The 25,712-nt window shown below is 68.8% G+C and carries 36 protein-coding genes, 2 tRNA genes and 1 other RNA gene; 14 read left to right on the top strand and 25 right to left on the bottom strand.

Annotation, left to right across the window (positions count from 1 at the left end; all coding sequences use genetic code 11):
• The first annotated feature begins 195 nt into the window (after positions 1-195).
• Positions 196-948 (top strand): Coq4 family protein, encoded by a 753-nt coding sequence (locus ASC65_RS14115; protein ID WP_327019508.1) that lies wholly within the window; start codon positions 196-198, stop codon positions 946-948.
• A gap of 91 nt (positions 949-1,039) precedes the next feature.
• Entirely contained in the window at positions 1,040-1,981 is a 942-nt protein-coding gene (locus ASC65_RS14120; protein ID WP_235561509.1) for a DMT family transporter, read from the top strand.
• On the opposite strand, the gene ASC65_RS14125 is transcribed toward ASC65_RS14120, so the two are convergent.
• The 3 genes from ASC65_RS14125 to ASC65_RS16835 all read right to left on the bottom strand — a co-directional run bounded on the left by ASC65_RS14125 (position 1,978) and on the right by ASC65_RS16835 (position 2,811).
• Entirely contained in the window at positions 1,978-2,355 is a 378-nt protein-coding gene (locus ASC65_RS14125) for a hypothetical protein (protein WP_056454622.1), read from the bottom strand. The two genes, ASC65_RS14120 and ASC65_RS14125, sit on opposite strands and share 4 nt — an antisense overlap.
• A gap of 122 nt (positions 2,356-2,477) precedes the next feature.
• The gene (locus ASC65_RS17225; protein ID WP_156459677.1) at positions 2,478-2,633 is read right to left on the bottom strand and encodes a hypothetical protein; all 156 of its coding nucleotides are present in this window, start codon (positions 2,631-2,633) and stop codon (positions 2,478-2,480) included.
• A gap of 1 nt (position 2,634) precedes the next feature.
• Complete coding sequence (locus ASC65_RS16835; RefSeq protein ID WP_082526067.1) at positions 2,635-2,811, bottom strand: DUF4169 family protein; 177 nt, start codon at positions 2,809-2,811, stop codon at positions 2,635-2,637.
• Positions 2,812-2,883: 72 nt separating this feature from the next.
• Between ASC65_RS16835 and ASC65_RS14130 the strand changes: the two genes are divergently transcribed.
• A complete protein-coding gene (locus ASC65_RS14130) occupies positions 2,884-3,117 on the top strand; it encodes a DUF2171 domain-containing protein (protein WP_056454624.1) in 234 nt (77 codons plus the stop codon).
• 58 nt (positions 3,118-3,175) lie between these two features.
• Here ASC65_RS14130 and ASC65_RS14135 read toward each other — a convergent pair whose 3' ends face one another.
• The 4 genes from ASC65_RS14135 to fumC all read right to left on the bottom strand — a co-directional run bounded on the left by ASC65_RS14135 (position 3,176) and on the right by fumC (position 6,943).
• Positions 3,176-4,255, bottom strand: coding sequence for an alpha/beta hydrolase (locus ASC65_RS14135; RefSeq protein ID WP_056454627.1), 1,080 nt, complete (start codon positions 4,253-4,255; stop codon positions 3,176-3,178).
• Between the two features lie 77 nt (positions 4,256-4,332).
• On the bottom strand, positions 4,333-5,016 hold the full coding sequence (locus ASC65_RS14140; protein WP_056454629.1) for a phytanoyl-CoA dioxygenase family protein: 684 nt from the start codon (positions 5,014-5,016) through the stop codon (positions 4,333-4,335).
• Positions 5,016-5,540: a hypothetical protein gene (locus ASC65_RS14145; RefSeq protein WP_056454632.1), complete on the bottom strand. Its 525-nt coding sequence runs from the start codon at positions 5,538-5,540 to the stop codon at positions 5,016-5,018. The genes ASC65_RS14140 and ASC65_RS14145 overlap by 1 nt, the downstream gene beginning before the upstream one ends.
• A gap of 11 nt (positions 5,541-5,551) precedes the next feature.
• On the bottom strand, positions 5,552-6,943 hold the full coding sequence (fumC, locus tag ASC65_RS14150) for a class II fumarate hydratase (protein WP_056454635.1): 1,392 nt from the start codon (positions 6,941-6,943) through the stop codon (positions 5,552-5,554).
• Positions 6,944-7,027: 84 nt separating this feature from the next.
• Here fumC and ASC65_RS14155 point away from each other — a divergent pair, with 84 nt between their 5' ends.
• Positions 7,028-7,645: a peptidylprolyl isomerase gene (locus ASC65_RS14155; RefSeq protein WP_200939848.1), complete on the top strand. Its 618-nt coding sequence runs from the start codon at positions 7,028-7,030 to the stop codon at positions 7,643-7,645.
• The gene (locus ASC65_RS14160; RefSeq protein ID WP_056455254.1) at positions 7,642-7,995 is read left to right on the top strand and encodes a RusA family crossover junction endodeoxyribonuclease; all 354 of its coding nucleotides are present in this window, start codon (positions 7,642-7,644) and stop codon (positions 7,993-7,995) included. The genes ASC65_RS14155 and ASC65_RS14160 overlap by 4 nt, the downstream gene beginning before the upstream one ends.
• Here the strand turns inward: ASC65_RS14160 and ASC65_RS14165 are convergent.
• The 5 genes from ASC65_RS14165 to ASC65_RS14180 all read right to left on the bottom strand — a co-directional run bounded on the left by ASC65_RS14165 (position 7,992) and on the right by ASC65_RS14180 (position 10,610).
• On the bottom strand, positions 7,992-8,768 hold the full coding sequence (locus tag ASC65_RS14165; RefSeq protein WP_082526068.1) for a C13 family peptidase: 777 nt from the start codon (positions 8,766-8,768) through the stop codon (positions 7,992-7,994). The genes ASC65_RS14160 and ASC65_RS14165 overlap by 4 nt on opposite strands.
• A 61-nt stretch (positions 8,769-8,829) precedes the next feature.
• Positions 8,830-9,321, bottom strand: a complete 492-nt coding sequence (locus ASC65_RS14170; RefSeq protein WP_056454641.1) for an SspB family protein — start codon at positions 9,319-9,321, stop codon at positions 8,830-8,832.
• Positions 9,322-9,470: 149 nt separating this feature from the next.
• The gene (locus tag ASC65_RS14175; RefSeq protein WP_056454644.1) at positions 9,471-9,773 is read right to left on the bottom strand and encodes a hypothetical protein; all 303 of its coding nucleotides are present in this window, start codon (positions 9,771-9,773) and stop codon (positions 9,471-9,473) included.
• A 118-nt stretch (positions 9,774-9,891) separates the two neighbouring features.
• Positions 9,892-10,255: a transfer-messenger RNA gene (ssrA, locus tag ASC65_RS16840) on the bottom strand.
• A 7-nt stretch (positions 10,256-10,262) separates the two neighbouring features.
• Positions 10,263-10,610: a hypothetical protein gene (locus ASC65_RS14180; protein ID WP_056454647.1), complete on the bottom strand. Its 348-nt coding sequence runs from the start codon at positions 10,608-10,610 to the stop codon at positions 10,263-10,265.
• Between the two features lie 84 nt (positions 10,611-10,694).
• On the opposite strand from ASC65_RS14180, the gene ASC65_RS14185 reads away from it, so the two are divergent.
• A complete protein-coding gene (locus ASC65_RS14185; RefSeq protein ID WP_056454650.1) occupies positions 10,695-11,363 on the top strand; it encodes an alpha/beta hydrolase family protein in 669 nt (222 codons plus the stop codon).
• Between the two features lie 3 nt (positions 11,364-11,366).
• On the opposite strand, the gene ASC65_RS17750 is transcribed toward ASC65_RS14185, so the two are convergent.
• Together ASC65_RS17750 and miaA are read right to left on the bottom strand one after the other, a co-directional pair.
• Positions 11,367-13,625 carry a PQQ-dependent sugar dehydrogenase gene (locus ASC65_RS17750; RefSeq protein WP_056454653.1) on the bottom strand — a complete coding sequence of 753 codons (2,259 nt, stop codon included), beginning with the start codon at positions 13,623-13,625 and terminating at the stop codon, positions 11,367-11,369.
• An 87-nt stretch (positions 13,626-13,712) separates the two neighbouring features.
• Entirely contained in the window at positions 13,713-14,582 is an 870-nt protein-coding gene (gene miaA, locus ASC65_RS14195; protein ID WP_056454655.1) for a tRNA (adenosine(37)-N6)-dimethylallyltransferase MiaA, read from the bottom strand.
• A gap of 88 nt (positions 14,583-14,670) precedes the next feature.
• On the opposite strand from miaA, the gene ASC65_RS14200 reads away from it, so the two are divergent.
• Both ASC65_RS14200 and ASC65_RS14205 read left to right on the top strand, forming a co-directional pair.
• Entirely contained in the window at positions 14,671-15,741 is a 1,071-nt protein-coding gene (locus tag ASC65_RS14200; protein WP_056454658.1) for an Mrp/NBP35 family ATP-binding protein, read from the top strand.
• 125 nt (positions 15,742-15,866) lie between these two features.
• On the top strand, positions 15,867-16,964 hold the full coding sequence (locus tag ASC65_RS14205; RefSeq protein ID WP_056454661.1) for an NADH:flavin oxidoreductase: 1,098 nt from the start codon (positions 15,867-15,869) through the stop codon (positions 16,962-16,964).
• Between the two features lie 59 nt (positions 16,965-17,023).
• On the opposite strand, the gene ASC65_RS14210 is transcribed toward ASC65_RS14205, so the two are convergent.
• The 8 genes from ASC65_RS14210 to ASC65_RS14240 form a co-directional block, all read right to left on the bottom strand.
• Positions 17,024-17,353, bottom strand: a complete 330-nt coding sequence (locus tag ASC65_RS14210) for a YbjQ family protein (protein WP_056454664.1) — start codon at positions 17,351-17,353, stop codon at positions 17,024-17,026.
• Positions 17,354-17,360: 7 nt separating this feature from the next.
• The gene (locus ASC65_RS14215; RefSeq protein WP_056454667.1) at positions 17,361-17,888 is read right to left on the bottom strand and encodes a dihydrofolate reductase; all 528 of its coding nucleotides are present in this window, start codon (positions 17,886-17,888) and stop codon (positions 17,361-17,363) included.
• Between the two features lie 76 nt (positions 17,889-17,964).
• Positions 17,965-18,117 (bottom strand): hypothetical protein, encoded by a 153-nt coding sequence (locus ASC65_RS17230; RefSeq protein WP_156459678.1) that lies wholly within the window; start codon positions 18,115-18,117, stop codon positions 17,965-17,967.
• A complete protein-coding gene (locus tag ASC65_RS14220; RefSeq protein WP_200939849.1) occupies positions 18,107-18,781 on the bottom strand; it encodes an aquaporin in 675 nt (224 codons plus the stop codon). Before ASC65_RS14220 ends, ASC65_RS17230 begins: the two co-directional genes overlap by 11 nt.
• A gap of 90 nt (positions 18,782-18,871) precedes the next feature.
• A complete protein-coding gene (locus ASC65_RS14225) occupies positions 18,872-19,384 on the bottom strand; it encodes a hypothetical protein (protein WP_056454669.1) in 513 nt (170 codons plus the stop codon).
• Positions 19,381-19,686, bottom strand: coding sequence for a hypothetical protein (locus ASC65_RS14230; RefSeq protein ID WP_056454672.1), 306 nt, complete (start codon positions 19,684-19,686; stop codon positions 19,381-19,383). The genes ASC65_RS14225 and ASC65_RS14230 overlap by 4 nt, the downstream gene beginning before the upstream one ends.
• A gap of 1 nt (position 19,687) precedes the next feature.
• Positions 19,688-20,545 (bottom strand): thymidylate synthase, encoded by an 858-nt coding sequence (locus tag ASC65_RS14235; RefSeq protein ID WP_056454675.1) that lies wholly within the window; start codon positions 20,543-20,545, stop codon positions 19,688-19,690.
• A 116-nt stretch (positions 20,546-20,661) separates the two neighbouring features.
• Entirely contained in the window at positions 20,662-21,210 is a 549-nt protein-coding gene (locus tag ASC65_RS14240) for a DUF924 family protein (RefSeq protein WP_056454678.1), read from the bottom strand.
• Between ASC65_RS14240 and ilvC the strand changes: the two genes are divergently transcribed.
• A complete protein-coding gene (gene ilvC / locus ASC65_RS14245; RefSeq protein WP_056454681.1) occupies positions 21,209-22,225 on the top strand; it encodes a ketol-acid reductoisomerase in 1,017 nt (338 codons plus the stop codon). The genes ASC65_RS14240 and ilvC overlap by 2 nt on opposite strands.
• Before the next feature lie 59 nt (positions 22,226-22,284).
• On the opposite strand, the gene ASC65_RS14250 is transcribed toward ilvC, so the two are convergent.
• Positions 22,285-22,361: transfer RNA gene (locus ASC65_RS14250), tRNA-Pro, on the bottom strand.
• A gap of 186 nt (positions 22,362-22,547) precedes the next feature.
• Here ASC65_RS14250 and ASC65_RS14255 point away from each other — a divergent pair.
• From ASC65_RS14255 to ASC65_RS14275, 5 genes are all read left to right on the top strand, one after another.
• Positions 22,548-22,621 (top strand) — tRNA-Gln (locus ASC65_RS14255).
• A gap of 117 nt (positions 22,622-22,738) precedes the next feature.
• Positions 22,739-23,062, top strand: a complete 324-nt coding sequence (locus ASC65_RS14260; RefSeq protein WP_056454684.1) for a hypothetical protein — start codon at positions 22,739-22,741, stop codon at positions 23,060-23,062.
• Between the two features lie 172 nt (positions 23,063-23,234).
• The gene (locus ASC65_RS14265; RefSeq protein ID WP_056454687.1) at positions 23,235-23,423 is read left to right on the top strand and encodes a type II toxin-antitoxin system HicA family toxin; all 189 of its coding nucleotides are present in this window, start codon (positions 23,235-23,237) and stop codon (positions 23,421-23,423) included.
• Between the two features lie 38 nt (positions 23,424-23,461).
• Positions 23,462-23,959 (top strand): type II toxin-antitoxin system HicB family antitoxin, encoded by a 498-nt coding sequence (locus ASC65_RS14270; protein ID WP_056454690.1) that lies wholly within the window; start codon positions 23,462-23,464, stop codon positions 23,957-23,959.
• Complete coding sequence (locus ASC65_RS14275; RefSeq protein ID WP_056454693.1) at positions 23,956-24,264, top strand: hypothetical protein; 309 nt, start codon at positions 23,956-23,958, stop codon at positions 24,262-24,264. The genes ASC65_RS14270 and ASC65_RS14275 overlap by 4 nt, the downstream gene beginning before the upstream one ends.
• A 456-nt stretch (positions 24,265-24,720) precedes the next feature.
• Here ASC65_RS14275 and ASC65_RS14280 read toward each other — a convergent pair whose 3' ends face one another.
• Complete coding sequence (locus ASC65_RS14280) at positions 24,721-25,107, bottom strand: hypothetical protein (RefSeq protein WP_056454696.1); 387 nt, start codon at positions 25,105-25,107, stop codon at positions 24,721-24,723.
• Positions 25,104-25,673 carry a glycoside hydrolase family protein gene (locus tag ASC65_RS14285; protein ID WP_056454699.1) on the bottom strand — a complete coding sequence of 190 codons (570 nt, stop codon included), beginning with the start codon at positions 25,671-25,673 and terminating at the stop codon, positions 25,104-25,106. The genes ASC65_RS14280 and ASC65_RS14285 overlap by 4 nt, the downstream gene beginning before the upstream one ends.
• Positions 25,674-25,712: the final 39 nt, after the last annotated feature.

The following is a 25,712-nucleotide window of genomic DNA, read 5'->3' on the forward strand; positions in this document are numbered from 1 at the left end:
TTCCTCGACGTTGAGCGAGCTTTAGCAGAACGCGCCGTCGAAGCATAAGGCTGCGCCTCGCGTGGGCGTTATGGCGTACTACTCGCAACGGTGGCGGCATGTTCCCGAGGGCGGCCTCCGCGCCGTTGAATGATCGGCGTTCACCTGGAGCGGCCTTCAGGCTATGTTGACCGGGCTGCCGACAGGATGGCCTTCATGACCGCCGCCGACTTCGACGAGTTCGACCGCCTGCGCCCGCAGAAGCTGGAGCCGATGAAGGCGTTCAGGGCCTTCCGTCGACTGGTCCGCGACAAGGAAGACACCGCCCAGGTGTTCGAGATCATGCGGGCGCTCAGCGGTCGTTCCATTCGGCGCGGCTACTACCGCATGCTCGACACCATGGAGGGCGGCCGCCAGGCCTTCCTGCGCACCGAGCTGGCCCACAAGCTGGACGATCCGGTCTGGCTGGCGCGGTTCAAGCCGGGCACCGTCGGGGCGGTCTACCGCGAGTTCCGCGAGGCGCGCGGCTTCACCGCCGAGGGGCTGGCTGACGAAGCGCGCAAGGTCGCGCCGATGACCGACGCCCAGCATCCTGTCATCTGGTATTCGCGCCGCATCCGCGACATCCACGACGTCTGGCACGTGCTGACCGGTTACGGCACCGATGCGCTGGGCGAGGCCTGCGTGGTCGCCTTCTCCTACGCCCAGACCCGCAACCTCGGCTTCGCCTTCATCGGCTGGGGCGCTGCCCGCGAGATCCAGCGCGAGGACCCGGCCGTGCCGGCCCGCCGCGCCGTCTGGCAGGCCTGGCGCAACGGCCGCGCCGCCCGCTGGCTGCCGGGGCTCGACTATGAGGCCCTGTTCGCCGAGCCGCTGGAGACCGCCCGCGCCCGCCTGCGGATCCGTCCGGCGACCGTCTATGAGGCGGTGCCCGAGGCGCGTCGCGCGGCCCTGAAGCTGCGGGCCTGATCGGCGCGTCTCGGACGCCATAAGCGGTCCTTATGCCGCCCGACCCATTCCTCGGCTTGCGCCCATGCGCGGCCTCCTCCACTTGGCGAGTATGACCGCGCCCACCGACACCGTCGCCACGACCCCCGCCGGCCTGCGCCGCGCGACCCTGCTGGCGATCGGCGGGGTGGTGGTCTGCGCCCTGATCTGGGGCACCACCTGGTACGCCATCACCTGGCAGCTCGGGACGGTCGATCCGATTGTCTCGGTGGTCTGGCGCTTCGGCCTAGCCGCCCTGGTGCTGTTCGCCGGCTGCCTGATCGCCCGTCAGCCCGTGCGGCTGAACAAGGCCCAGCACCTGGCCGCGATCGGGCAGGGGGCGTTCGTCTTCGCGCTCAGCTACGCCTTCGTCTACCAGTCCGAGGAACGGGTCGCCTCGGCCATCGTGGCGGTGATCTTCGCCGCCCTGGCCTTCCTCAACCTGATCCTGTTCCGCGTCGTCGGCGGTCAGAAGGCCGCGCCGGCCGCCTGGTTCGGGGCCGGTCTCGGCGTCCTGGGCGTCATCGTCCTGTCGGGAAGCGAGATGATCGCCGCCGACATGGGCCGCCACGCCCTGATAGGCATCGGCATGGCCGTTGTCGCCGTGATGAGCTCGGCTCTGGGCAATTTCTTCTCATGGCGCGGCCAGCAGGCCGGTTCGCCGGTGCTCGGCTCCACCGCCTGGGCGATGGCCTACGGCACGGCCATGCTGGCGATCTACGGCTTCGCCACCGGCGTCGAATGGCGCATCGAGATGACGGCCGGCTATCTGATCTCGCTGCTGTATCTGGCCGTGTTCGGGTCGGTGGTGGCCTTCGCCGTCTATTTCTGGGTCGCCCGCACCCGCGGCTACGCCCTGGCCAGCTACATCTCGGCCCTGACCCCGCCGATCGCCATGCTGGTCTCGGTTCTGTTCGAGGGCGCCCGCTTCGGCTGGCCGGCGCTGGCGGGCCTGTTGCTCGTCCTCTCCGGCCAGGCGCTGCTGATCCGCGCGCCCAAGGTCTCGGCGGCCTAGGTCGCGGCGCTCCAAGGGCCAGCGCTCGTGCGATGGCCGGCGGCGCGCAGAGCGTCGATGGCTGCTAGCAATGCAGGTGCCTGACCCTCGTAGTGACCGGTGTGAAGCTTTTGCTCACCTGCCACGAGCTTGAGGCGAACGAATTCTCGAAGCCGCGAGGAGGGGTGCACGACCTCGCCGCTGACGACGCTTGTTACATCCAGTCGGATCGCTGCGGGGTCGAGCACGATGAGGGCATTCGTGGCGTCTGCGAAGACAACGTATCGATTCCTGCGAAACCAGCAGACCCCGAAGTAGAACACACTTCGAAGGAGGGAGGCGGTGCTTAGCAGAAGGATCAGGTGATACACGATAAGCAAGAAGTGGCTCTTCATCGGCCAACCTGCAGCGAACAGCACCCAAGGAAGCGCTTGGGCTGTCAGAACTACGGCCCCCGGGATAAACCACACAGCCGATGAGCGCCTGGCTCGGATAAGTGGTTTCAGCGGCGGTGGCATCAATTGAACCAGCCGCGCTTCTTCTTCGCCGGAGCCGGCTGGCCGGCCTTCTTGGCGGCCTCGGCGGCGCGCCGGTCGCGCTCGCCCTGGACCCGCATGGCCACCAGGATGGGGATCAGGCCGTGCTTGACCTTGCGATCGGTTCCGTCGGCCATCTCAGTCCTCGCGCTTGGCGCCGTCGAGCAGGCGCTCGGCCCGGGCTTTCTCTGTCTCGGTCTTCACCCGCTCGGCCTTGGTCCGGCCGAAGGCGGCGCGATTGGCCGCCGCCGTCGCCTTGGCGTCACCGCGCGCCTTGTCCTTGCGCGCCCGGTTCAGGTTGACGACCTCGCCCATCAGCGGCCTCCGCTATGCAACCCGGCGCATTCCGGGCGGTTTCTCAAGCCCCCCGAAACGTGAGGAATCCCCATGGTAGACGTCTCTCAAATCCGCGAACACCTCGAAGTCATCGGCTCGGACGGCGAGCATGTCGGTCGGGTCGATCACGTCCATGGCGACCAGATCGAACTGGCCAAGCTCGACATCACCGGCGGCTTCAAACACCACATGATCCCGGTGAGCTGGGTCGATCACGTCGACGAGCATGTGCACCTCAACGTCACCAAGGATGACGCCAAGGCGCGCTGGACCGAGAAGCACTAGGCGGCGCTGAACGTCTGGAAGGCCCCGTCGTCATCGGCGGGGCCTTTCTGCTGTCCGCTCAGTCGGGCGGCTCATCGGGCTCGGTCGGGCGGGGCGGTTCGGCCGGCTTGATCCCGGTCTCCTCGCCTAGCCGCCACGAGCGGATGCGTCCGACCCAGGTCCTGTTGGGGATGTCGTCCAGCGGGACGTCGCCCATCACCGCCGACATGTCGTCGCTCAGGGCCTGGCTGCGCAGATAGTAGCTGTGCTCGATGAAGGGGTCGGCGTCGCCGGCCACCACCCGGCAGTCGACCAGTTCGACCTTCTTGGGCAGCAGGTCCACGAAGCGAGGCCCGTCCGAGCCCAGCCGGTCCGGGTTGGCCTTGGTCTTGTCCGAGACCGTCAGTCCCTTGTCGTTCGGGTTGAAATAGACCGTCACCTGGCGACCGATGCGCGGCAGCAGGCGCAGCTTGTCGTCCCGCTCGAAGACGTCGTCGTCCTCGTCCGGGGCGGCCAGCATGATCTGGTCGAACAGGCGGGTCAGGCTCTCGCGATCCTTGGCCAGCAGCGCCTGCAGCGCGTGGCGCAGCACATAGGCGCCCATGCTGTGCGCCAGCAGGTGAACCCGCCGCTGGCAGTAGTCCTGGCCGTCGAGGGCCACGACGAAATCCCGGAACTTCAGGAAGGCGCGGGCGATGGCCGGGCCCGAGGCGCGGGCGTCCTCGCGGTCGCTGTAGTAGGACATGAACGGGATGGCCGAGCCGTCCGACGGCCAGCTGAACACCACGATGTTCACCGGATGCCCGCCGACGCTCAGGCCCTGGGCGAGCAGGGCCCCGGCCTGCAGCGCGCCGGTGAAGCTGACGTTGTAGCCGTGGATGAAGACCAGGGTGTCGCAGCGCGGCCCGCGCGACATGGCCTTGCGCAGGTCGTCCATGAACATGCCGCCGCCGGTCTTGGTGATGTCCGGCTCGTTGAGCACGTCGGGATAGACGTTGAGCGTCTTGAGGACCGGCTTCTTCGGATCGGTCTGGAAGTCGGCGTAGCCGTACCGAAGCGCCGCGACCCCGTCCGGATTGAAGGTCCGTCCGAAGATCTGCTTCTTGTTGCCCGGCTGGTGGTTCCGGTTGGTGGCGAAGAACACGCGGACATCAGCCATGGCCTGCTCCCGGTCGTCGATGGAGGGAGCCTAACCGTAAAGGGCCGGTACGACCAATGCGGTCGTTCGGGCTGGCGTTACGCCGCCAGGCCTCGCCATTCCAAGCCGGCCGGCAGGTCGAAGTCGGCGTAGTCGACCTGGAGAACGCGTCGCCTCCGCTGGCCCGCCGCCCGGTCCGAGGCGTGCAGGATCGGGGTGCGGTAGGCCCAGATGTCGCCGGTCTCGGCAAGACAGACCCGCTGTTCGGCCCGCGCCGCGACAGCGACCGCGTCCTCCGCCGCGACACGACCGATCCGATGTGTGCCCACGGCGAACCGGAGCGGAGCGTTGTCCGCGTCGACGGGATCAAGGTGGACCCTCAGGGTGATCATCCGCGCCAGGACTTCGAACGGCGGCGCGACGTGGAGGATTCCGTCCTTGCTCGACCAAGGACCGAACCCCTCCGCGTCGGTTCGCGCCCGCACCGGGATGGTTCGGTCCTGGTGCCAGGCGACGACCCAGTTGGCGGCGGGCGATTTGTCGAACAGCACGGCGCGAACGGGTCGCGCGGCCGGCGACGTCAGTACAGTGGCGACGGCGCCGACGGGCCCATCCGACGACAGGACGCGGGACAGCGTGTCGGAGCCTGTGAGCCGGGCGCCCGGTCGTGCTCCTAGGTGCGCATCGGCGACGGCGCGCAGATCCTCGACCTCGTCCGCCGTCAGGGACCCCGGGAAGTGCTGGGCGCCTTCCCGCTCGAAGGGCGTTTCGCCGTTGGACATCAGCCCCGCATCGCCTCCACCACCTTGCGGTACCAGGCCTCGGTGAGGGCGGCCTGCTGGCGCAGGTGGGCGTTGTGCGGCTCCAACCCGTGCCTGCCGCCGTCGAGGAAGAGCACCGACCGGGCCGTCGGCTCCGGATCATCGGCGGTGATCCGCAGGCTCAGGGTTCGGGTGGTCGGCGGGGGCAGGGCGTCGCCCTCGCTGGCAGGGCCGGCTTCCAGGGGCTCGCGAGCGGCGCGAACCAGGACAGCGTCGTCGCGCAGGCCTTCGACCAGGCGAAGGGCCTCAAACGGAATGACCCGGTCGCCGTCCTTGTCGCCGAGCACCAGGATCCGGCGCGTCGTGGACAGGCCGATCAGGCTGCCGTCGTCCTCCGAGACGAAGGCGTCGTCCAGAGCGTGCTCCGCCACGAGCCGCTGACGGGCGGCCTCGGCCGATTTCACCCTGGTCTTCTCACGCGTCATCGAGCGGGCCATCAGCCAGAAGATGGCGAAGACGACCGCGGCGATCAGGATGAAGGTCATCGGGCCTCCCTTCAGCCCGGCGAGATCATCTTTTCGGGACGCACGGCCTCGTCGAACTCTTCGTTCGTCAGATAGCCGCCGCCGACGGCCTCCTCGCGCAGGGTGGTGCCGTTCTTGTGCGCGGTCTTGGCGATCTTGGCGCAGGCGTCATAGCCCAGCTTGCCGTTCAGGGCGGTGACCAGCATCAGCGAATTGTCGAGGCCGCGCTTGATGTTGTCCTCGCGCGGCTCGATGCCGACGACGCAGTTGTCGGTGAAGCTGATCGCCGCGTCGGCCATCAGGCGCACCGACTGCAGGAAGTTGTAGGCCATCACCGGGTTGAAGACGTTCAGCTCGAAATGCCCCTGCGAGCCGGCGAAGGTGACGGCGGCGTGGTTGCCGAACACCTGGACGCAGACCTGGGTCAGGGCTTCGCACTGGGTCGGATTGACCTTGCCCGGCATGATCGACGAACCCGGCTCGTTCTCCGGCAGGGCCAGTTCGCCCAGGCCCGAGCGCGGGCCGGAGCCCAGGAAGCGGATGTCGTTGGCGATCTTGAACAGCGAGGCGGCGACCGTGTTGATCGCGCCGTGGCTGAAGACCATGGCGTCGTGGGCGGCCAGGGCCTCGAACTTGTTGGGGGCGGTGGTGAAGGGCAGGCCGGTGATGCCGGCGATCTGCTCGGCGACCTTCTCGGCGAAACCGACCGGGGCGTTCAGGCCGGTGCCGACGGCGGTGCCGCCCTGGGCCAGCTCCATCAGCTTGGGCAGGGTCTGCTCGATACGCTCGATGCCGTTGGCGACCTGCTGGGCGTAGCCGCCGAACTCCTGGCCCAGGGTCAGCGGGGTGGCGTCCTGGGTGTGGGTGCGGCCGATCTTGATGATGCCCTGCCAGGCGTCCGACTTGGCCTTCAGCGCCTCATGCAGGTGCTTCAGGGCGGGGATCAGGTCGCGGACCACCTGCTCGGCGCACGCCACATGCATGGCCGTCGGATAGGTGTCGTTCGACGACTGGCTCATGTTGACGTGGTCGTTGGGATGGACCGGCTTCTTGCTGCCCATCTCGCCGCCCAGCATCTCGATGGCGCGGTTCGAGATCACCTCATTGGCGTTCATGTTCGACTGGGTGCCCGAGCCGGTCTGCCAGACGACCAGCGGGAAGTGGTCGTTCAGCTTCCCCTCGATGACCTCGTTGGCGGCCTTGACGATGGCGTCGGCCAGGGCCGGGTCCAGCTTGCCCAGCGCCATGTTGGTCTCGGCGGCGGCGCGCTTGACGATGCCCAGGGCCCGCACGATCGGCAGCGGCTGCTTCTCCCAGCCGATCTTGAAATTGCCCAGCGACCGCTCGGCCTGGGCGCCCCAATAGCGATCCGAGGCGACCTCGATCGGGCCGAAGGTGTCGGTTTCGGTGCGGACGTTGCTCATGGCGAAGGCGCTCTTCAGGCGTGGCGGGAGGATGCGCGGCGGTGTAGCACGGGCGGACGAGGGGACAAGCGGAGGAGTCAGGCGATGCGGATCAAGGCGGCGACGATCATGGGCGCGTTTGCCCTGGCGGCCTGCGCGACGGGCCCGGCCGCGGCCTCCGACAATCCGCGCGTCACGCTCGAGACCGACGCCGGGCGGATGGTGCTGGAGCTGGCGCTGGACAAGGCCCCGCTGTCGACCTGCAACTTCCTCGCCTATGCGACCGACGGCGACTACGACGGCGGGAGCTTCTTCCGCACCGTGGTGCGTGCGACCAACGCCAATCCCAATCCGATCGACGTCATCCAGGCGGCCACGCCGCGCGGCTCGGACGACGACTCGCGCCCCTCGATCCCGCTGGAGCGGACCCGCGACACCGGGCTGAGCCATGTCGCCGGCGTCATCTCCATGGCCCGCGACGGCCCGGACACCGCCACCTCCAGCTTCTTCATCGTCACCCAGGACACGCCCAGCCTCGACTTCGGCGGAGGGCGCAATCCAGACGGCCAGGGCTTCGCCGCCTTCGGACGGCTGGTCGAGGGGCTGGACGTCGCGCGCCGTATCCAGATGTCGCCCGCCGACGGGGAGGAGCAACTGACCCCGCCCGTCACCATCCGCTCGGCCCGCATCGAGGGCGAGGTTCCGGAGCAGTGCCGACCGTGAGCGCCGGCTGGATCGGGACCGGCAAGGTCCGCGCCCGCGAGGCGGACGGGGCTGTCGAGATCACCATCGACGGCCTGACCACCCAGGCCAAATACTACAAGCCGCTGGTCTATGAGTTCATGCGCAAGGAATGGACCTCGCGTCCGTCCTGGGGCGACTATGTCGTCGAGATCCGCATGGAGCATGTCGGCGAGCCGCCGTGGATCGACCTCGACAACCTGGCCAAGGCCCTGCTGGACGCCATCAAGGGCTATCTGTTCCACGACGACAGCCAGGTCGCCCGCCTGCTGGTCGAGCGCAGCGAAGGCGAGCGCGAGCGGATTTCGATCAGAGTGTTTCCGCGCCCCTAGGAACCGCTTCGCTCGAAGCGGAGCGTCGGCAGACGCATTTGCATGTCGGCGCCGACGTAGAGCTGCGGGTCGGAAGATAGGGTGATGCCGGCTTCCTGCTCCCGGCGAGCGACGCAGGCGCGCGCGCCGGCAGCCAGGGCCAGGAAGTCGCGCGCCGTGGGCAGGGCCTCAAGCACGCAGCCGTCGAACCATGGATAGGTCTCTTCGGCGCCGCAGCCGAATGAGGTCCGCTCCCGGCTGGCGGCGGTCAGGATCATCCGGTTCGAGGCGGCCAGGGCGTTGATGAAGACGCCGGAGTAGCAGGCCGAGACGATCACCACCGTCGGCCGCGATCCACACCACCGCCGCACCAGATTGGCCATGGCGGCCGGGCTGATGGTCTCCTTTGGGCCGAAGACGATGCCGTCGGGCGAGCCGTGGGAGGTGAAGTAGAGCAGGCACCCGCTCTGGCCGCGCGCCGCCGTCTCGGCCACGCCCTGCAGGGCCTCGGCCGAGGTCACCGGGTCGGGGGCGTCGGGGCGCAGCGAGTAGTCGGTCATCGTCGCGCGCGGGAGGCCCGCCGCCTGGAAGCCGCGGACGATATCGCGCCGTGCGTTGTCGAAGGCCTGCATGGGTTGGCCGCGGCCGTCACGCCAATCCGCGGCGATCACCGCCGTGGTCCAGCCGTCGAAGCGGCCGGGTGCGGGCGGAGACTGGGCGCAGGCCGGGCCCGCCAGCAAAGCCGCCATCGCCGCCAGCAGCGGCGCCGTTCTCCGAATCCCGTTCCGACGCATATCCGCCTCGCCCAGTCCCGTAAGACCGAGGTTAGCTCAAGCGTGGGCGGTGGGAAGGGGCTTACTTTTTCCGGAACTGGTCGAGCGAGACGACCTTCGGGCCGTCGTCGCCGGTCTCGGGGGAGGGCGCCTTGGCCGGCTCGGCCGCGGCGACCTCGGCGGCGATTTCCTCGACCGTGGCCGGGGACTCGAACTGCAGCAGGAACTGCACCGACGGGTCGTAGAAGCGGGTCACCGCCGTGTAGGGCATGGCCAGCACCTTCGGCATGCCGCCGAATTTCAGCATGACCGAGAAGCGGCCCGGCTCGACCTTCAGGTCCCAGTACTGGTGCTGCAGGACGACGGTCATTTCGTCGGGGTATTTGGCCAGGATGTCCGGCGGCACGCTGACGCCGGGAGCCCGGGTCTTGAACGTGACGTAGAAATGGTGTGCGCCCGGGATGCCTTCAGGCGTGGCGGCCCGTTCGAGCGCCGAGCGGATCACGCCGCGCAGGGCGTCCTGCGCCAGCTGCTCGTAGTGCATCTCATCGACGGGGGGCGTCTCTTCGGCCATGAGTATCCTCGTTGCCGGGCGACAGATAGCGGCAGCCGATGGCTGACGGAAGATGCGAAGTGTAGTCACCGCGCTGTTAACCAGCCCGACTCAAGCGGGGCGGTCCGGCGAGGTGTTCTGCGGGCCTGGCCTTTGAGACGACGGCAGGCTCAGCCGCCGCCGGCCCGGTGAACCGCAGCGGGGGCCGCCCCCGGATCGGTCTCGCTTGCGTCCGTCGGCCTGTCGTTCACAACCGTGTTGTGATGCCGCTCGGCCATGAACTGGAGATGTTCCTGTTCGGTCCGCGTCAGGCAAACGCGCTGGCGCCGGTGGGTGCCGGTCACGCGCTCGTTCCGGCAGACGCGGCGTTCCGGCTCGGCGGCGGGCGCGGCGGACGCGGCCTGGATGACCGGCTGCGGCGGGAGGACTTCCTGGGTGGTCAGAAGCGCGAGCGCCAACATCGAAACCAGCATGCATCCCTCCTGTGGGCCCGCTCACGAAAACGGCCTGAGGCAACCAGCCTACGAACGGGGGTTCGCGAGGTCAACAACTGCTGGTTAGCTAGCACATTGGTCAAGGTTGTCGGGAGGAAGTGGAGGGCTTCTGTTGCCAGGCGCCCTCCGGGCCCCGCCTGAGGATCTGAACCCCCAGGACTTAGATTGGAATTACCGGAACCGCATTACGCGGCGACGGCGTATTCCCCAGCGAAGTTATCGTTCGCAGTTAGAAAATGACCCGATACGGTGGGTCAGGACGAGCGAAAGCAATCCTCTTTACACGTCCGTCGATGCTAGTCGGCCCCATGCTCGCTCCGCCGATAACGCGGGGAGAAATGGTGGAGCCGCCGGGAATCGCACCCGGGTCCGGTCCGCTTATTACAGGCACGTTTATCGCCATAGTCCGGGCGAACCCGGACAGGAGGAATATAGGGCTTCCGGGCCCGGCTTCCAAGAGGCCGTCGGCTACTCCGAGCCGCTGTTGGTCGGGGCGTAGACGCGGCCGCGGTTGCTGTTCTGCACGTCCAGACGGCGGGCGAGGTTCTGCGACTCCTCCCGCCGCTGCGCCCATTCGCGACGAGTCATGCAGACGCGGCTGTTGAAGCGGCTGCCGACGACCGGCTCCGAGCGGCAGGTGACCCGGTCCATCGGATCTTCTCCGGCGATCGGGGCGGGCGCGCTGTTCGGCGCCTGGACCGGGGCGGCGGTCACATCCACGGGCGGCAGGACGGCGGCCGGGGGCAGGGGCTGTTGCGAAGGGGCGTCCTGCGGGACCAGGGCGACGAGAGCCGCGATGGCGGCGACGAAGGTCATGACGACTCCTCCAGAGTCCTCGATCAGCCACCCTTGCAGCGAATTTCCTCCTCTTTCGAGCTCCGGTCAATCTATGGTCGCGGAATGTCGCTCGATCCCGTCTCCATCATCGTCGCCGACGGGGAGTCCGTCTCCGGCCTCTGGCAAGCGCCGGAACGTCCCAAGGCCTGCCTCGTGCTCGCCCACGGCGCCGGCGCGGGCATGAACCATCGCTCGATGGCCGCCATCGCCGACGGTCTCGAGCGGCTGGGCGTGGCGACCCTGCGCTATCAGTTCCCTTATATGGAGAAGGGCGGGAAGCGCGTGGACGCGCCGGCCGTGGCGCATGCCGCCGTGCGCGCGGCCGTGACGGCGGCGCGCGAGCGGGCGGCCGGCCTGCCGCTGTTCGCGGGCGGCAAGTCGTTCGGCGGGCGAATGACCTCCCAGGCCCAGGCGAAGTCGGCGCTCGAGGGCGTCCGCGGCCTGGTCTTCTTCGGCTTCCCGCTGCATCCCGCCGGCAAGCCCTCGATCGAGCGCGCGGCGCATCTGTCCGACATCACGATTCCGGTGCTGTTCGTGCAGGGAACCCGGGACGCCCTGGCCGACCTCGCCCTGCTCGAGGGCGTCGTCGCCCCGCTGGCCGACCGCGCGACGCTCCAACTCATTCCCGAGGCCGACCATAGCTTCCATGTGCCGGCCAAAACGGGGCGGAAGGACGCGGATGTCATGAACCAAGCCCTGGCCGAGGCGGCCGCCTGGATGGCGGCGCACTAGGCTTCAGAATGGCGCGTCCCGCTCCCAAGGGCTGAGAGCCCAGTCGACATCTTTGGCCGTAGCCTCCGGCGCCGCCGCCGCGCCCAGCGTCAGCACCTGGCCGTTGGCGAAGCGGATCTGCTCCACGCCGGTGAGAAGGTCCACGCCGTCCCGCCCGGCGACGGCGTCCGTCACCCGCCAGGTCCCGCCGCCCAGATTGACGACCTGATAGTCGGCCATCAGTCCGAGCAACTCGGCGATGTCGGAGCCGCCGCCGCCGTTCAGCGTGTCGTTCCCCCCGCTCCCGGCCAGGACGTCGGCGCCGCTCCCGCCGGTGAGGGTGTTGGCCGAGGCGTTGCCCACGCCGCGGAAGGGGCCCGCGCCGAGGAACGTCAGGTTCTCAACATTGACGGCCAGGGTGTTGGCGGCGAGCGTGGTCTGCACCGTATCGACGCCCTGGCCCGCCAGCTCCACGATCGTGTCGGCGGCCGAGACGACGTAGCGGTCGTCGCCAAGCCCACCCTGCAGCTGGTTCGCCGCGCCGGCGCCGCCTTCCAGAGCGTCATTGCCGCCCAGGCCGATCAGGACGTCGCGTCCGGTTCCGCCCCTCAGGGTGTTCGCCACGCTGTTGCCCTGACCGACGAAGTCGCCGGCGCCGGTGTGGATCAGCACCTCCACCTGGGCGGGCAGGCTGAAGCGCGCCAGGGTCGAGGTCTCGACCGTGTCGATGCCGCCGCCGGCCAGCTCCACGAGGGTGTCGTTGGCGTCGAGGACATAGCGATCGTCGCCTGCGCCGCCCTGCAACTGGTTGGCCGTGCCCGCGCCGCCCCTCAGGATGTCGTTTCCGTCCAGGCCCAGCAGCACGTCCCGCCCCAGCGCTCCGTTCAGGACGTCATTGCCCGCCTCGCCGGCCAGAACGTCATCGCCGACGCCGCCGTAGATCGTGTCGTCGCCGCCGCCGCCGTACAGCCTGTCGCTCCCGTCACCCGCCGTCTCCGACGGGGTCAGGCGGTGGATCTCGCCGTCCAGCCCGACGACGTACAGCCGTCCGCTTCCGTCCACGGCGAAGGAGGCGATCTGATTGACGGTCCCGGCGTCGACCGCCAGCTGCTCGTTGCGGCGGATGAAGTCGACCGCCTCGCCATTGACCACCCGCGTGGTCCATAGGTTGCCGCTGACGAAGTCGCCGAAGAAGTAGGAGCCCACGGCGCCGCCGGGCCCGCGGTAGACGTAGCCGCCGGTAATCGAATTGCCCTGCATCGGCCCCGAGCCGTGCCCGTAGACCAATACCGGCTCGGTCAGGCCGCCGGGGTCCGTCCCGTTGAAGGGCAGGTCGCCTTCGCGGATGCGCCAGCCGAAGTTCAGCCCCGCGCCGGTCCCCGCCGGAATGACGTTGACCTCCTCGCGCGCGCCCTGGCCCACGTCGGCGATGTAGAGGTCGCCGTTCGTGTCGAAGCTCATGCGCCAGGGGTTGCGCAGCCCCAGCATGAAGACCTCATCCGCGCCGGGCGACACGCTGATGAACGGATTGTCCGGCGGGATTGCGTAGTTCCGGGTCGGATCTGCCGGAAAGTCGTCCCGGTCCACACCGATGCGCAGCACCTTGCCGAGCAGGCTGTCGATGTTCTGGGCGTTGTTGTTCGGATCGCCGCCCGAGCCGCCGTCGCCCGAGGCGATGTACAGAAGGCCGTCGGGTCCGAAGCCCATCCAGCCCCCGTTATGATTGGCGAACGGCTGGTCAAAGGTCATCACCAGGCTGCGGGTCGCCGGATTGACGACGTCGCTTCCCGTGGTGCGGACGTACCGCCAGATTTCGGTGTCGCCGGCGGCATTGGTCAGGTTGACGTAGAACTGGCCGTTGACCGCGAAACCGGGATGGAAGGCCAGACCGAGCAGACCGCGCTCGCCGCCCGTCGACAGCTGCTCCTGGGGAATATCCAGGAAGGGCGTGGGGAGCAGGGTGTTGGTCAGCAGATCGAGGATGCGGATCTGGCCGGTGTTCTGCTCGACGATGAACAGCCGGTCCGGATCGCCCGGCGGCGAGGCGGCGAAGAGCGGATTGGCCAGGCCCGCCGCCACCCGGGTCGCCGCGATTTGTCCAGCCCCCGGCAGCAGGTCGGCCGCGCTGAAGCCGTACAGGACGTCGTTACCGTCGCCGCCCCGAATGACGTCCGAGCCACCGCGCCCGCTGATCTGGTCCGCGCCGGCCGTTCCGGTCAGGGTCTCTCCCTGATCGCCGCCCTCGATGACGGCCGCCAGCGGCCCTTGGTTCGCCTGCGCCATGTCTGGAGTCTCCCGCTACCGCCGTGAAACTGCGGAGAGGGGCGTCCGGGCGCGCCGAACCTCTGGTCGGGGGTCACGATCGGTTGATCAGGCTGCGGTCCGCGCCCACCCGGGGGTCTGGTTCCTGAACCAGGTCAGCTGGCGCTTGGCGTAGTTGCGCGTGGCCTGGCGCGTCGCTTCGACGGCCTCGGCCAGCGTCGTCTCGCCGGCCAGATGGGCGCCGAACTCGCGCACGCCGACGGCCTTCATGGCCGGGAGGGACGGATCGAGGCCGCGGGCCAGCAGGGCGCGCACTTCTTCGACCGCGCCGTGCTCGACCATCTGCGCCACCCGCCGGTCGCAGTTGGCGTAGAGCGCCGCCCGGTCCGGCTCGACGACCAGGCCCGTCCACAACCCCGGCGCCAGCAGGGGGGTGGTGTCGGCGGTCCAGTCGCTGAGCGCCCGGCCGGTGTGCTCGGCCACGGCCCAGGCTCGCGTCAACCGTTGACGATCGCCGCTCTCGATGCGCGTCTCGGCGGCCGGATCGACCTCGGCCAGCCGGCGGCGGAAGGCGGTCTCGCCCAGGGCGTCGAAGGCTGCGCCCGACGCCTCGCGCGCCTCCAGCGGAACGTCAGGAATATCCGCCAAGCCTTTGGTCAGGGCCGTGAAATAAAGACCCGTCCCGCCCACGATCAGCACCGGACGCCCGGCCAGTTGATCCAGCAGCGGCATCACCTCACGGCTCCACCGCCCCACCGACCAGGCCTCCGCCGCATCGGCCACGCCGTAGAGGCGGTGCTCCGCCCGGGCCTCTTCCTCGGCCGAGGGCCGGGCGCTGAGCACCCGCAGGTCGGCGTAGAGCTGCTGGCTGTCGGCGTTGACGATCACCGCCCCCGTCCGCTCCGCCGTCTCCAGCGCCAGCCGCGACTTGCCCGAGGCGGTCGCGCCGGCGATCAGGGTGATGAGGGGTTCGGTCAAGGCGGGCTCGGATTTTCGTCCAGACAGGCGGGGCCTTTCGGCGATAGAACGCCCGCGACCCGCCCCGCAAGCCCCGCAGGATCCCGCCTTGCCCGACCGCGCCTCCGTCCTCGCCGCCCTCGACGCCGTCCTCGACCCGAAGAGCGGCAAGGGACTGGCCGCCTCGGGCCTGGTCCAGGCCCTGACCGTGACCGAAGACCGCGCCGGCTTCGTCATGGAGGTCGCCCCCAATGAAACCGCCCTCTACGCCCCCGTCCGCGACGCCGCCGAGGCGGCGCTGAAGGCCCTGCCGGGCATGACCCGGGTCTCCGTCGTGCTCAGCGCCGAGGCCGTGGCGCACGCGCCGGCCCGGCGCACCGCCTCCCTGTCGCCCCAGGCCGTCGACCAGACCCGGCCCAAGGCCCCGGTCCCCACCGACCGCCCCGCGCATGTGCGCCGCGTCCTCGCCGTCGCCTCGGGCAAGGGCGGGGTCGGCAAGTCGACCGTCTCGGTGAACCTGGCCGCGGCCCTGGCGGCGCGCGGCCTGTCGGTGGGCGTGCTCGACGCCGACGTCTACGGCCCCTCGCTGCCGACCATGCTCGGCATCTCGGGCAAGCCCGACTACCGCGACGGCATGATCGAGCCGCACGTGGCCCATGGACTCAAGGCCATGTCGGTCGGCCTGCTGACCCAGGCGGACGACGCCATGATCTGGCGCGGCCCCATGGCCTCCCAGGCCCTGACTCAGATGCTGACCCAGACCCGCTGGGGCACGGAGGATGCGCCGCTCGACGTGCTGGTCGTCGACCTGCCGCCCGGCACCGGCGACGTGCAACTGACCCTGATCCAGAAGACGCCGCTGGACGGCGCCGTCATCGTCTCGACCCCGCAGGAGGTCGCGCTCGCCGACGCCCGTCGCGCCCACGCCCTGTTCCAGAAGGTGAAGGTCCCGACGCTGGGCCTGATCGAGAACATGAGCGGCCCGATCTTCGGCCAGGGCGGCGCCGAGGCTGAGGCCAAGCGACTGGGCGTCGCCTACCTCGGCGACCTGCCGTTGGAGGCGAGCGTGCGCGAGGGCGGCGATGCGGGCGTGCCGGTGGTGATCAGCGACCCCAGCGGCGATGTCGCGCGTCGGTTCGCCGACATCGCCGCGAGCATCGCTCAGGCGCTCGAACTTTAGGCCCCTCCGTTTTGTCATCCTCCGCTCGCCGGAGGACGACGAAAGGAAAAAAGGCAGAGGACAGGGTTTCCAAAAGCAACTTGAATCGCCACCTTGCCGGTTCCAGTCAGTTTCCAGAGTTGCCCATGTCCGTCGACGCCCTGTTCCGCCCGTTCACCGTCAAGTCCCTGACACTGCCGAACCGCATCGTCATGGCCCCCATGACGCGGTCCTTCTCGCCGGGCGGGATCCCCACCTCCGACGTCGCCGGCTACTACCGCCGCCGCGCCGAGGGCGGGGTGGGCCTGATCGTCACCGAGGGCACGGTGGTCGAGCGTCCGGCGGCCCGCAACGACGCCGCGGTGCCGGTCTTCCACGGCGAGGCTCTGCCCGAGTGGAAGAAGGTGGTCGAGGAGGTCCACGCCGCCGGCGGCCTGATCGCGCCCCAGCTCTGGCACGTCGGCTCGGCCCGAGGCCAGGGCGCGGACTGGCAGCCGCTGGGCAAGGTTGACAGCCCCTCGGGCATGACCACGCCGGGCAACCGCAAGCTCGAGCCGATGACCGACGAGGACATCGCCGACACCATCGCCGCCTTCGGCCGATCGGCCCGCGCCACCCGCGAGCTCGGCTTCGACGCCGTCGAGATTCACGGCGCCCACGGCTATCTGATCGACCAGTTCTTCTGGAACGGCCTCAACGACCGCGCCGACAAATGGGGCGGCGGGACCATCGCCGACCGGGCCCGCTTCGGGGCCGAGGTGGTCAAGGCGGTGCGCGAGGGCGTCGGCCCCGACATGGCCCTGATCCTGCGCCTGTCGCAGTGGAAGTCGCACGACTTCGGGGCCAAGAACGCCCACGACCCGGCCGAGCTGGAGCAGTGGCTTACCCCGCTGGTCGAGGCCGGCGTCGACGTCTTCCACTGCTCGCAGCGCCGCTTCTGGGAGCCGGAGTTCGAGGGCTCGGACCTCAACTTCGCCGGCTGGACCAAGAAGGTCTCGGGCCTGCCGACCATCACCGTCGGCTCGGTCGGCCTGGACGGCGAGTTCATTGCGGCCTTCGGCGGCGCCGGCTCCAAGCCGGCCTCGCTGGACGGTCTGATCGAGCGCCTCGAGAAGGATGAGTTCGACCTCGTCGCCGTCGGCCGCGCCCTGCTGGCCGATCCGCACTGGGTCGAGAAGATCCGCGACGGCCGTCACGACGAGCTGCGCGACTTCGAACGCTCGGCGATGGCGACGCTCTCGTAGGTTCTAGGTTCTAGGGGGCTAGGTTCTAGGGAAGCGGGACCGCCCCTAGCCCCTAAAACCTAGTCCCTAGAACCTTCCTCCACCACCACCGCCGTGCCGTACGCCAGCACTTCGGTGATCCCCGGCATGATCTCGTTGGCGTCGTAGCGCATGGCCAGGATGGCGTTGGCGCCCTGGGCCTTGGCGTGCTCGACCAGCTCGTCATAGGCCTCCTGCCGCGCGTCCTCGGCCAGCTTCACATAGGCCGAGACCCGGCCGCCGAAGATCGACTGCACACCGCCGACCACGTCCGAGATGGCGTTGCGCGAGCGGACGGTGATGCCGCGCACGACGCCGAGGGTCTTCACGATCCGGTAGCCGGGGGCGTCGTTGGTGGTCACGATCAGCATGGCGTTCTCACTTTCGGTCCAGGATTCGGAAGGTGAAGGCGTGGTCGTCCTTGTCGCCGATCGGGAAGGATTCGGACGCGGTCTCGGTCCAGTCGCCCTCGTCGAAGCCGGGGAAAAGGGCGTCGCCCTCGGGCTGGGCGTCGACCTCGGTCAGGTACAGCCGCTTGGCGCGGGGCATGGCGGCCTCGAACAGTGCCGTGCCGCCGATGACGCAGATTTCGTCGAGCCCGTCGTCCTCGGCCTGTTCCCGCGCGATCTCGATGGCCTCGTCCAGGGTGGTGCAGACCAGCGCACCCTTGGTCGCGCCGGATTCGCCGTAGCCCTCGTCGCGGGTCAGGACCAGGTTCATCCGCCCCGGCAGCGGTTTGAGCGGCAGGCTCTCCCAGGTCTTGCGGCCCATGATGCAGGGCTTGCCCATGGTCACCGCCTTGAAGCGCTGCAGGTCCGAGCGCAGTCGCCAGGGCAGGCCGCCGTCACGGCCGATCACCCCGTTCCTGGCGCGGGCGACGACGAGGGCGATGCGGGGCAGGGGCACTTCAGACCTCACGCGCGCACGGCGAGTCGCCGCGGCGGTCTTTCCCCGTCTGTTTGCGCGATTCAGGCCGGAAGGTTCAAGCCGTCCCGTCCGTCTTGCGCGGCGGCTTGGGCGCGCCGCTATCCGGGGGCGACAGGGCCTTCTGCTTAGGCCAGCGCGGCAAGCTCAGGAAGCCGCAGCTCTCCAGCATGGCCAAGCCGATAGCCCGTTCCTGTTCGCTACGTTTCATCGTCAGCCACCAGCACGCCGAAGCGGAAGAGAAGGGCGCCGAGCGCCGCCCCGACCGCCGGCGCGACAAGGAACAGCCACAGCTGGCTCAGCGCCTGGCCGCCGGCCAGCACCGCCGGGCCGAAGCTGCGCGCCGGATTGACCGAGACGCCGGTGACCTGGATGCCGACGATGTGGATCACCGCCAGGGTCAGGCCGATGGCCGTGCCCGCGAACGGCCCGTGGCCCTTGTCGCCGGTGACGCCCAGGATGACGATCACGAAGATGGCGGTCATCACCACTTCGAAGATGAGCGCCGCCGCCAGCGGATATTCGCCGAGGAAACCGAGGCCCCAGCCGTTCTGACCCAGGTTGGCCGTGCCGGTCTTGGCGATCAGCGACAGGATGAAGGCCCCGACCAGGGCCCCGGCGAACTGGGCCAGCCAGTAGACCAGCATGGTCTTGGCCGGCATTCGCCCGGCCACGAAGGCTCCCAGGCTGACCGCCGGGTTCACGTGGCAGCCCGACACCGGCCCGATTCCGTAGGCCATGGCCACGATGGCGAAGCCGAAGGCCAGGGACACCGCCAGCTGGTCGAACGGCTCCGGCCCCAACACCGCGGCGCCGCAGCCGAACAGCACCAGCACCAGGGTGCCGACCAACTCCGCCGAGAATTTCTTCAGCATTCCCGCCTCCGTGAGTGAGCGGGCATTCTGGCGCCGTGGGGGGAAGGGCCTATCCGGTGGAACCCGGAGGCGGGACGCAACGTAGGCGGGTCAGGACGCGACCAATCGGTAGGTCACCTTCGCTTCCCCAATCGCGCCATCCGCGGGCTCGATGAGCTCGAGTACGGCGATGACTCTCCCGTCGGCGTCGCGCTGTTCGAGGGACGTCCAGACTGTCGGGCGGGGCGCGCCGTCCTTCGCATCGCGCCACGCGGTCACACTGAACGCATGCGGCCAGTTGGACACGTTCGCCCGCACTGTCTCAGCCAGCCGGTCGCCCTCCGGCCGCCACCGGTCCGAAACGATCTCGCAACCCGACGGGTCTGCCCAGAGCCGCGTGGTCGCGCCGTCGACGGTGCGATCATAGTTCAGCATCATTCTGGCCGTCGTCATCCGATGGCCCAACGCCGTGGAGCGCTGTCGGGCCTCCACGGCGACGCGACAGTGTTTCAAAAGGCGCTCGACCGACGTTGGCACATCGGCGGGCGCAGGCGGCTGCGCGACCGGCGGGATGGTCAGCGGCGCGGCCTGCTGAATCAAAAGTGCGACGGCAAGTCCGATCACGCCTTCTTCTCCAGCCAGTGCAGCCACTTCCGCTGGATCGCCTGCTCGATGTCGATCCCCGCCGTGTCGCAATAGATCAGCAGCATGCCCAGCACGTCGGCCGCCTCGTCGCCCAGCTTGCCGGCGTCGGCGGCGCCGCGGGCCCGCCCGCTCATGCGCAGATGCTCAGCGGTCAGCTCGCCGAGCTCCTCCTGCACCTTCAGCAGCGCCCAGTCGGCCGAGCGCTCGATGCCGTGCTCGCGCGCATAGATGTCGGAGATGCGCAGGACGTCGGCCTGCAGCGCCTTGAGGTCGAGCGCCATGTCAGACGGCGACCGGCGCCTTGATGTGCGGCCACGGCGCGTAGCCCTCGAGCACGAAGTCCTCCAGCCGGTAGGCGAACAGGTCGTCCTTCGGCGTGATGGTCATGGTCGGCAGGGGCAGGGGCTCGCGGCTGAGCTGCAGCTCGGCCTGTTCGATGTGGTTCAGGTACAGGTGGGCGTCGCCGAAGGTGTGCACGAACTCGCCCGGCTCCAGGCCGCACACCTGCGCCATCATCAGGGTCAGCAGGGCGTAGGAGGCGATGTTGAACGGCACGCCCAGGAAGACGTCGGCCGAGCGCTGGTACAGCTGGCAGCTCAGCTTTCCGTCGGCGACGAAGAACTGGAACAGGCAGTGGCAGGGCGGCAGGGCCATGTCGTCGACGTCCGCCGGGTTCCAGGCCGAGACGATGTGGCGGCGACCGTTGGGGTTGGTCTTCAGCCCGTGGATCAGCTTCTCGATCTGGTCGATGACGCGACCGTCCGGCGCGGCCCAGCTGCGCCACTGCTTGCCGTAGACCGGGCCCAGCTCGCCTTCGGCGTTGGCCCATTCGTCCCAGATGCTGACGCCGTTTTCCTTCAGCCAGCCGATGTTGGTCTCGCCGCGCAGGAACCACAGCAGCTCGACGATGATCGAACGCAGATGCAGCTTCTTGGTGGTCAGGACCGGGAAGCCCTTCGACAGGTCGAAGCGCATCTGCCGCCCGAACACGCCGCGCGTGCCCGTGCCGGTCCGGTCGTCCCGCACCGCGCCGTTGTCGAGGATGTCGCGCAGCAGATTGAGGTACTGCCACTCCGGATGATCAGCCGGGACGGCCCCGGTGCGGGCCTGCAGGTCAGCGAGGGCGACGGCGGCGTTCATCCCGCGAGGTTGGACGCTGATTCGCGAATCCCCAACGCGGACGGTGGACACTTTGGCGTGCTGGCTGTGGACGCCGTGAAAGCCACCTTCTCCCGCAAGGGGAGAAGGACCATGGATCACCCCCGCCAGCCGTCCTCGTCCAGGAACAGTTGCTCCTCCGGCGTCGTCTCTCGCCCCAGCATGCGGTTGCGGTGCGGGAAGCGGCCGAAGCGGGCGATGACGCCGTGGTGGTGTTCGGCCCAGCGGTCGTCGGCGGGACGCTCCATGCCCTGGAACAGCGTCACCTGCCGGTCCTGCAGGGCCAGATCCTCGGCGTGCTGCAGCGGCAGGTAGAAGAAGCGCCGCAGGTCGTTCTCCAGCACCTGGTCCTGACCCTCGTCCAGCGCCATCACCGCGAAATGGCGGGCCAGCGGGTCGGTGGCGAAGGCATGGGCCGTGCCGCGGAAGGCGTTCCTGGGGAACTGGTCCAGCAGGATCAGCAGAGCCAGCGACCCCTCCGGCGTCTCCGCCCAGTGATCCAGCTCGCGCCGCGCCGCCGCCATGTGAGCCCCCTCGAACCGCTCGCGGAACAGGGCGTCGAAGGCCTCGTCCTTGGCGAACCACTTGGAGGGACCCGCCTCTTTCCAGAAGGCGACGACGTCGGAAGGGGTTATGTCTGCGCTCATGACCCAGCAGATAGCTACGCCGCTCCCCGCTTTCCACGACCGCGACTGCGATCTTTCCATCATCCGCGGCAAGCGGGTGGCCGTGATCGGCTACGGCAGCCAGGGGCGGACCCATGCGCTGAACCTGCGCGACTCGGGCGTCGCCGACATCGTCGTCGGGCTGAAGACCGGGTCGGCGACGCGGGCCAAGGCCGAGGCCGACGGGTTCCCGGTGATGACCGCCGGCGAGGCGACGGCGCAGGCCGACGTCGTCGCGGTCATGGTCTCGGACGAGGCCCACCGCGACCTGTGGCGCGACGAGCTGGAGCCCAACATCCGGCCGGGCGCGGCGCTGATCTTCGCCCACGGCCTGTCGGTGCGGTTCGAGCTGGTGAAGCCGCGCGCCGACCTCGACGTCATCCTCGCCTCTCCCAAGGGAATCGGGCCGCGCATCCGCGACCTCTATGTGGAGGGGCAGGGGGTGTTCTGCCTGTTCGGCGTGCAGCAGGACGCCACCGGGGGCGCCCATGCGCTCGGCCTGTCCTACGCGGCCGCGCTGGGCTGCGGCCGAAAGGGCATCCTTGAGACCACGATGAAGGACGAGTGCGAATCCGACCTGTTCGGCGAGCAGGTGGTGCTGTGCGGCGGCGTCGCCGAGCTGGTCGATTCCGCCTTCATGAAACTGGTCGGGGCCGGCTACCCGCCCGAGGTCGCCTGGTTCGAATGTTTCTATGAGCTGAAGCTGGTCACCGACCTGATGTTCGAGCGGGGAATCGCCGGGGCCTTCGGACGAATCTCCAACACCGCCGAGTACGGCGCCTACCTGACCGGCCCGCGGATCATCGGCGAGCCGTCGCGCGCGGCCATGGACGAGGTTCTCGCCGAGGTCCGCTCGGGCGCCTTCGTCGACAAGCTGATGGCCGACTACGACGCCGGATCGCCCGAACTGCTGGCGCGGCGCAAGGCGCTCGGCGAGCGCACCATCGAAGCGGTGGGCGCGCAACTGGCCGCCGTGTCCGCCAAAGCCAGCGGCTGAAACGAAAAGAGCGCCCCGAGGGGCGCTCTTTCGTAGGCTCGGGAAGCCTCTCAAATAAATGGTCGGAGTGGCAGGATTCGAACCTGCGACCCCTGCGTCCCGAACGCAGTGCTCTACCAGACTGAGCCACACTCCGACTTGAGGAGCGGGCTTATAGCCATGGGTTTCGGGGGTCGCAAGCGCGGAAATTGGGTCGATCGAAAATAGTCTGACGGCCTGCTGAAAGAGACCTCGCACAAAGCGAAAACCGGGCTTGCGTCCGGCGCGACCTTGTCGTATCCGACCGCCTCCTCGCCGCAGGGCGGGGCCGCGCCGGACCTGCTGGGGAATGGTGTAATGGTAACACTCCGGTTTTTGGTACCGTCATTCTAGGTTCGAGTCCTAGTTCCCCAGCCATCCGCCTCCACTGGATTTGAGCGATAGTCATCCCCTCCGGGGCGGGCCCGTTTTTACACCGGTTTTTACAGTTCTCGTTCCGTTCTTGTTCCGGTATTCCTCCCCGCCGAGGGATGGATGATGGAAGATCGCCTCTGGTTCCGGCCGAGCGAAGTCGCGGAGACCACGCGCATCATCGCGCGCTGCGTCCGCTGCCTCCACTCGCGGGACCTGGACCCGGCGACGCTTCCCGACGTGCCGCTGATCCAGACCGAGGCCAAGCTCCGGTGCGGATGGCGGGGCAAGGACGGCCAGCAACCTCCGTGCGGCAACCGGGCGCAGATCGAGATCACCATCACCGCGCCAGGAATGGACGGGCGGGTCGAGCTGCCGGCTCCGCTGAAGCCCGGCGTCTTGGAGGCACGGCGCCGTTCGATGGGCGGACCTCCTCGTGCGCGATGACCTGGCTGAGGCTGCGCATGTCGATCATCCGCGCGCAGGTCGGGCATCTGATCCAAGGGGCGGCCATGGAACCGCCAACCGGTCGCGGCGCTGATCCGTTCCGATGGGAGAAAGTGTGTTTCGCTACACACTTTTCCTTGCTTCCCGCCAGAGTGTGTGCAATAACACACCCATGGACAGCCGGACGATCATTTCCCTCCTGAGGGCCGACGGATGGTTCCTCGTGAACCAGAAGGGCAGCCACCAGCAGTACAGGCACCCGACGAAACCGGGGCGGGTGACGATCGTCCACCCTCGCAAGGACTTCCCGACCGGGACCTTGAAGAGCATCGAACAACAGAGCGGCGTGAGGCTCCGGTGAGAACCGGAGTCCAACCGCGCCAGACCAAGGAGGGTCACATGGCAACCCGAACCTACATCGCAGTGGTCGAGGAGTCGTCCCAGGGCGGCTACGGGGTCTGGTTCCCTGACCTGCCCGGCTGCGTCTCGGCCGGCGATGACCTGGACGAGGCCTGCACCAATGCGGTCGAGGCCCTGTCGCTGCACCTGGACGGGATGATCGAGGACGGCCAGGAGCCGCCGGAGGCCCGCTCAATGGATCAGGTCGACAAGGATCTCGACAAGCCCGCGGGGAGGTTCATCTATTCCGCGATCACCGCCGAGGTCGAAGACGACGGCGAGCGCGTCAACGTCTACCTGCCGAAGTCGCTGCTCACCCAGATCAAGCGGTTCGGCGAGCGTACAGGCATCGACAACCGGTCGACGTTCTTGCGGCTGGCCGCGCGGCAATACCTGAACTTCGAGCGCGGGGGCGAGACGGTGAAGATCAAGGCGAGCCGCACCATGTCCGGAGTGAGGGTCAAGCCGAAGGGAAAGAAGGCGGAGGCTGCGTCATGACGATGTTGGAGAAGGTCGCCGAGGCGATGTATCGGGCGCTCGAAGGCGGCGAGGCGATGCCTCGCTCGGATTGGATCGAAGACACCACGTACTTCGACGACGTGAAGGTTGACGGAACCGTGGACCTCAAGAAGCTGGCCCGCGCAGCCCTGATGGCTATTCGGGAGCCGGACTGGGCATGGGGCGAGAAGGTGGTGGAGTCCGATACCGACGCGTCGCCGTACAACCCCCATCCGGTCGCGGCCTTCACCGCCATGATCGACGCCATCCTGAACGAAGAAGGCCCGCCACCCCCGAAGGAGTGACGGGCCGTCGCGGTACGGTAAGCTACGTCGCGGCCGGGGGAACATACGCCCGACGAATGCCCAGTTCGCCGGCTGAAGGAACCGCCCAGCGGGCCCGCGACATCCTTATAGCAGAAAGGCCCACCCCGGCGAACCGGAAGCGGGCCTCGACGCCTCTCGGGCGCTGGCGCCGAACTGGTGCCGAAAGGGCGGTTTTCGCCGCTCTCGTCCAGTGTTGGCGGGCATTTGTGGGTGGTGCCGAACTAGCCCGGCCAGAGGCGCTTGAACCAGGGCTTCGGCTTGAGTCGTTCTGATGCCTCGGCGTCCCGCGCCTCACAGCGCTCCACGATGGTCAGCGCATCCGCGGCCCTGCCGTTTGCCTTATCCAGTTGACCCACCGCGGCGTCGGCGTAGGCCGACCAGTCGCCGGCCGTCGAGCCCGACGGAAGAGCGGGAGCCGGAACACCGTCGCGCCAGTCAGCGGGGACGAGCGTCGAGCAGGGCGACGCATTCAGGATCGCGACGGGATGACTGGCGCAGGCAGATAGCCCGCCGAGTAGCGGCGTCGAGGCCAGGATCAAGGCGCACGTCAGCGCCCGGCGCGTTGAGGATCGCATCGCGGTTCTCCTTCGTCTGGTTGTCGGTCTGGTCGTCTCGCTTGGCGGCGCCGCTGACGACGGCTACGGCGTCCCTGCCGGCCGCGGCCTGGCCTTGGGCCTGAACCCCCGTCGCCCGGTTGAGGTTGGCGCTCTCGCGGCTCCTGCGGGCCTCGGTGAGGGCGAACAGCACCAGGACGACGACGAGCAGGGCGACAGCGGCTACGGCCACCCAGCCGGCGCGGGTGAGATCGCGAAGGGGGTTCACTTGCCCGTCCTCATCTGCTGAGCCAGGCGCACGGCGCGCTGCCCGACCTGACGGGCCCACTTCGAGGCGAGCATCCCGTCAGCGGCGCGGCCGTACTGGCCGGTCTGGACGAAGCCGAGGGTGTTCTTGAAGCCGAGCAGCCCCTCGACGCCGAGGTTGTAGGCCATGTTGTGCAGGACGCGCCGGCGGACGGGATCCAGCTTGGCGGCCCAGGGCGCGCGCTCCTCGAAGCGGCGGGCGTGGTCCTCCGCCATCTCGATAAGGCGCTGCTCGGCCTGGGCGTCGGTCCAGACGACCCCCTTGCGGATGTCCTTGCCGGTGGCGCCGTAGCCGATCGTCCAAGGGTCTCCGCCGGACAGGGGATCGGGGTAGGCATTCAGCCTCAGGCCTTCATCGCGCTTCAGGTCCTCGATCAGTTGGGCGTCCGTGATGCGGTCGGGCTCGCCCTCCTCACGCGGGAAGCCCAGCCCGTCGGCCAGCGCGTCGATCAAGTTCACCTGCTCCTGGCTGAAGCTCTGCTCGGGCGCGAACAGGCGGATGCAGTCGAACAGCTCCTTGCGGCTCATGGTCGGCCTCCAGATTGTCGGGGGATGCTTTGCTGTGGC

This window comes from Brevundimonas sp. Root1279 (assembly GCF_001425945.1).
Lineage (GTDB): Bacteria > Pseudomonadota > Alphaproteobacteria > Caulobacterales > Caulobacteraceae > Brevundimonas.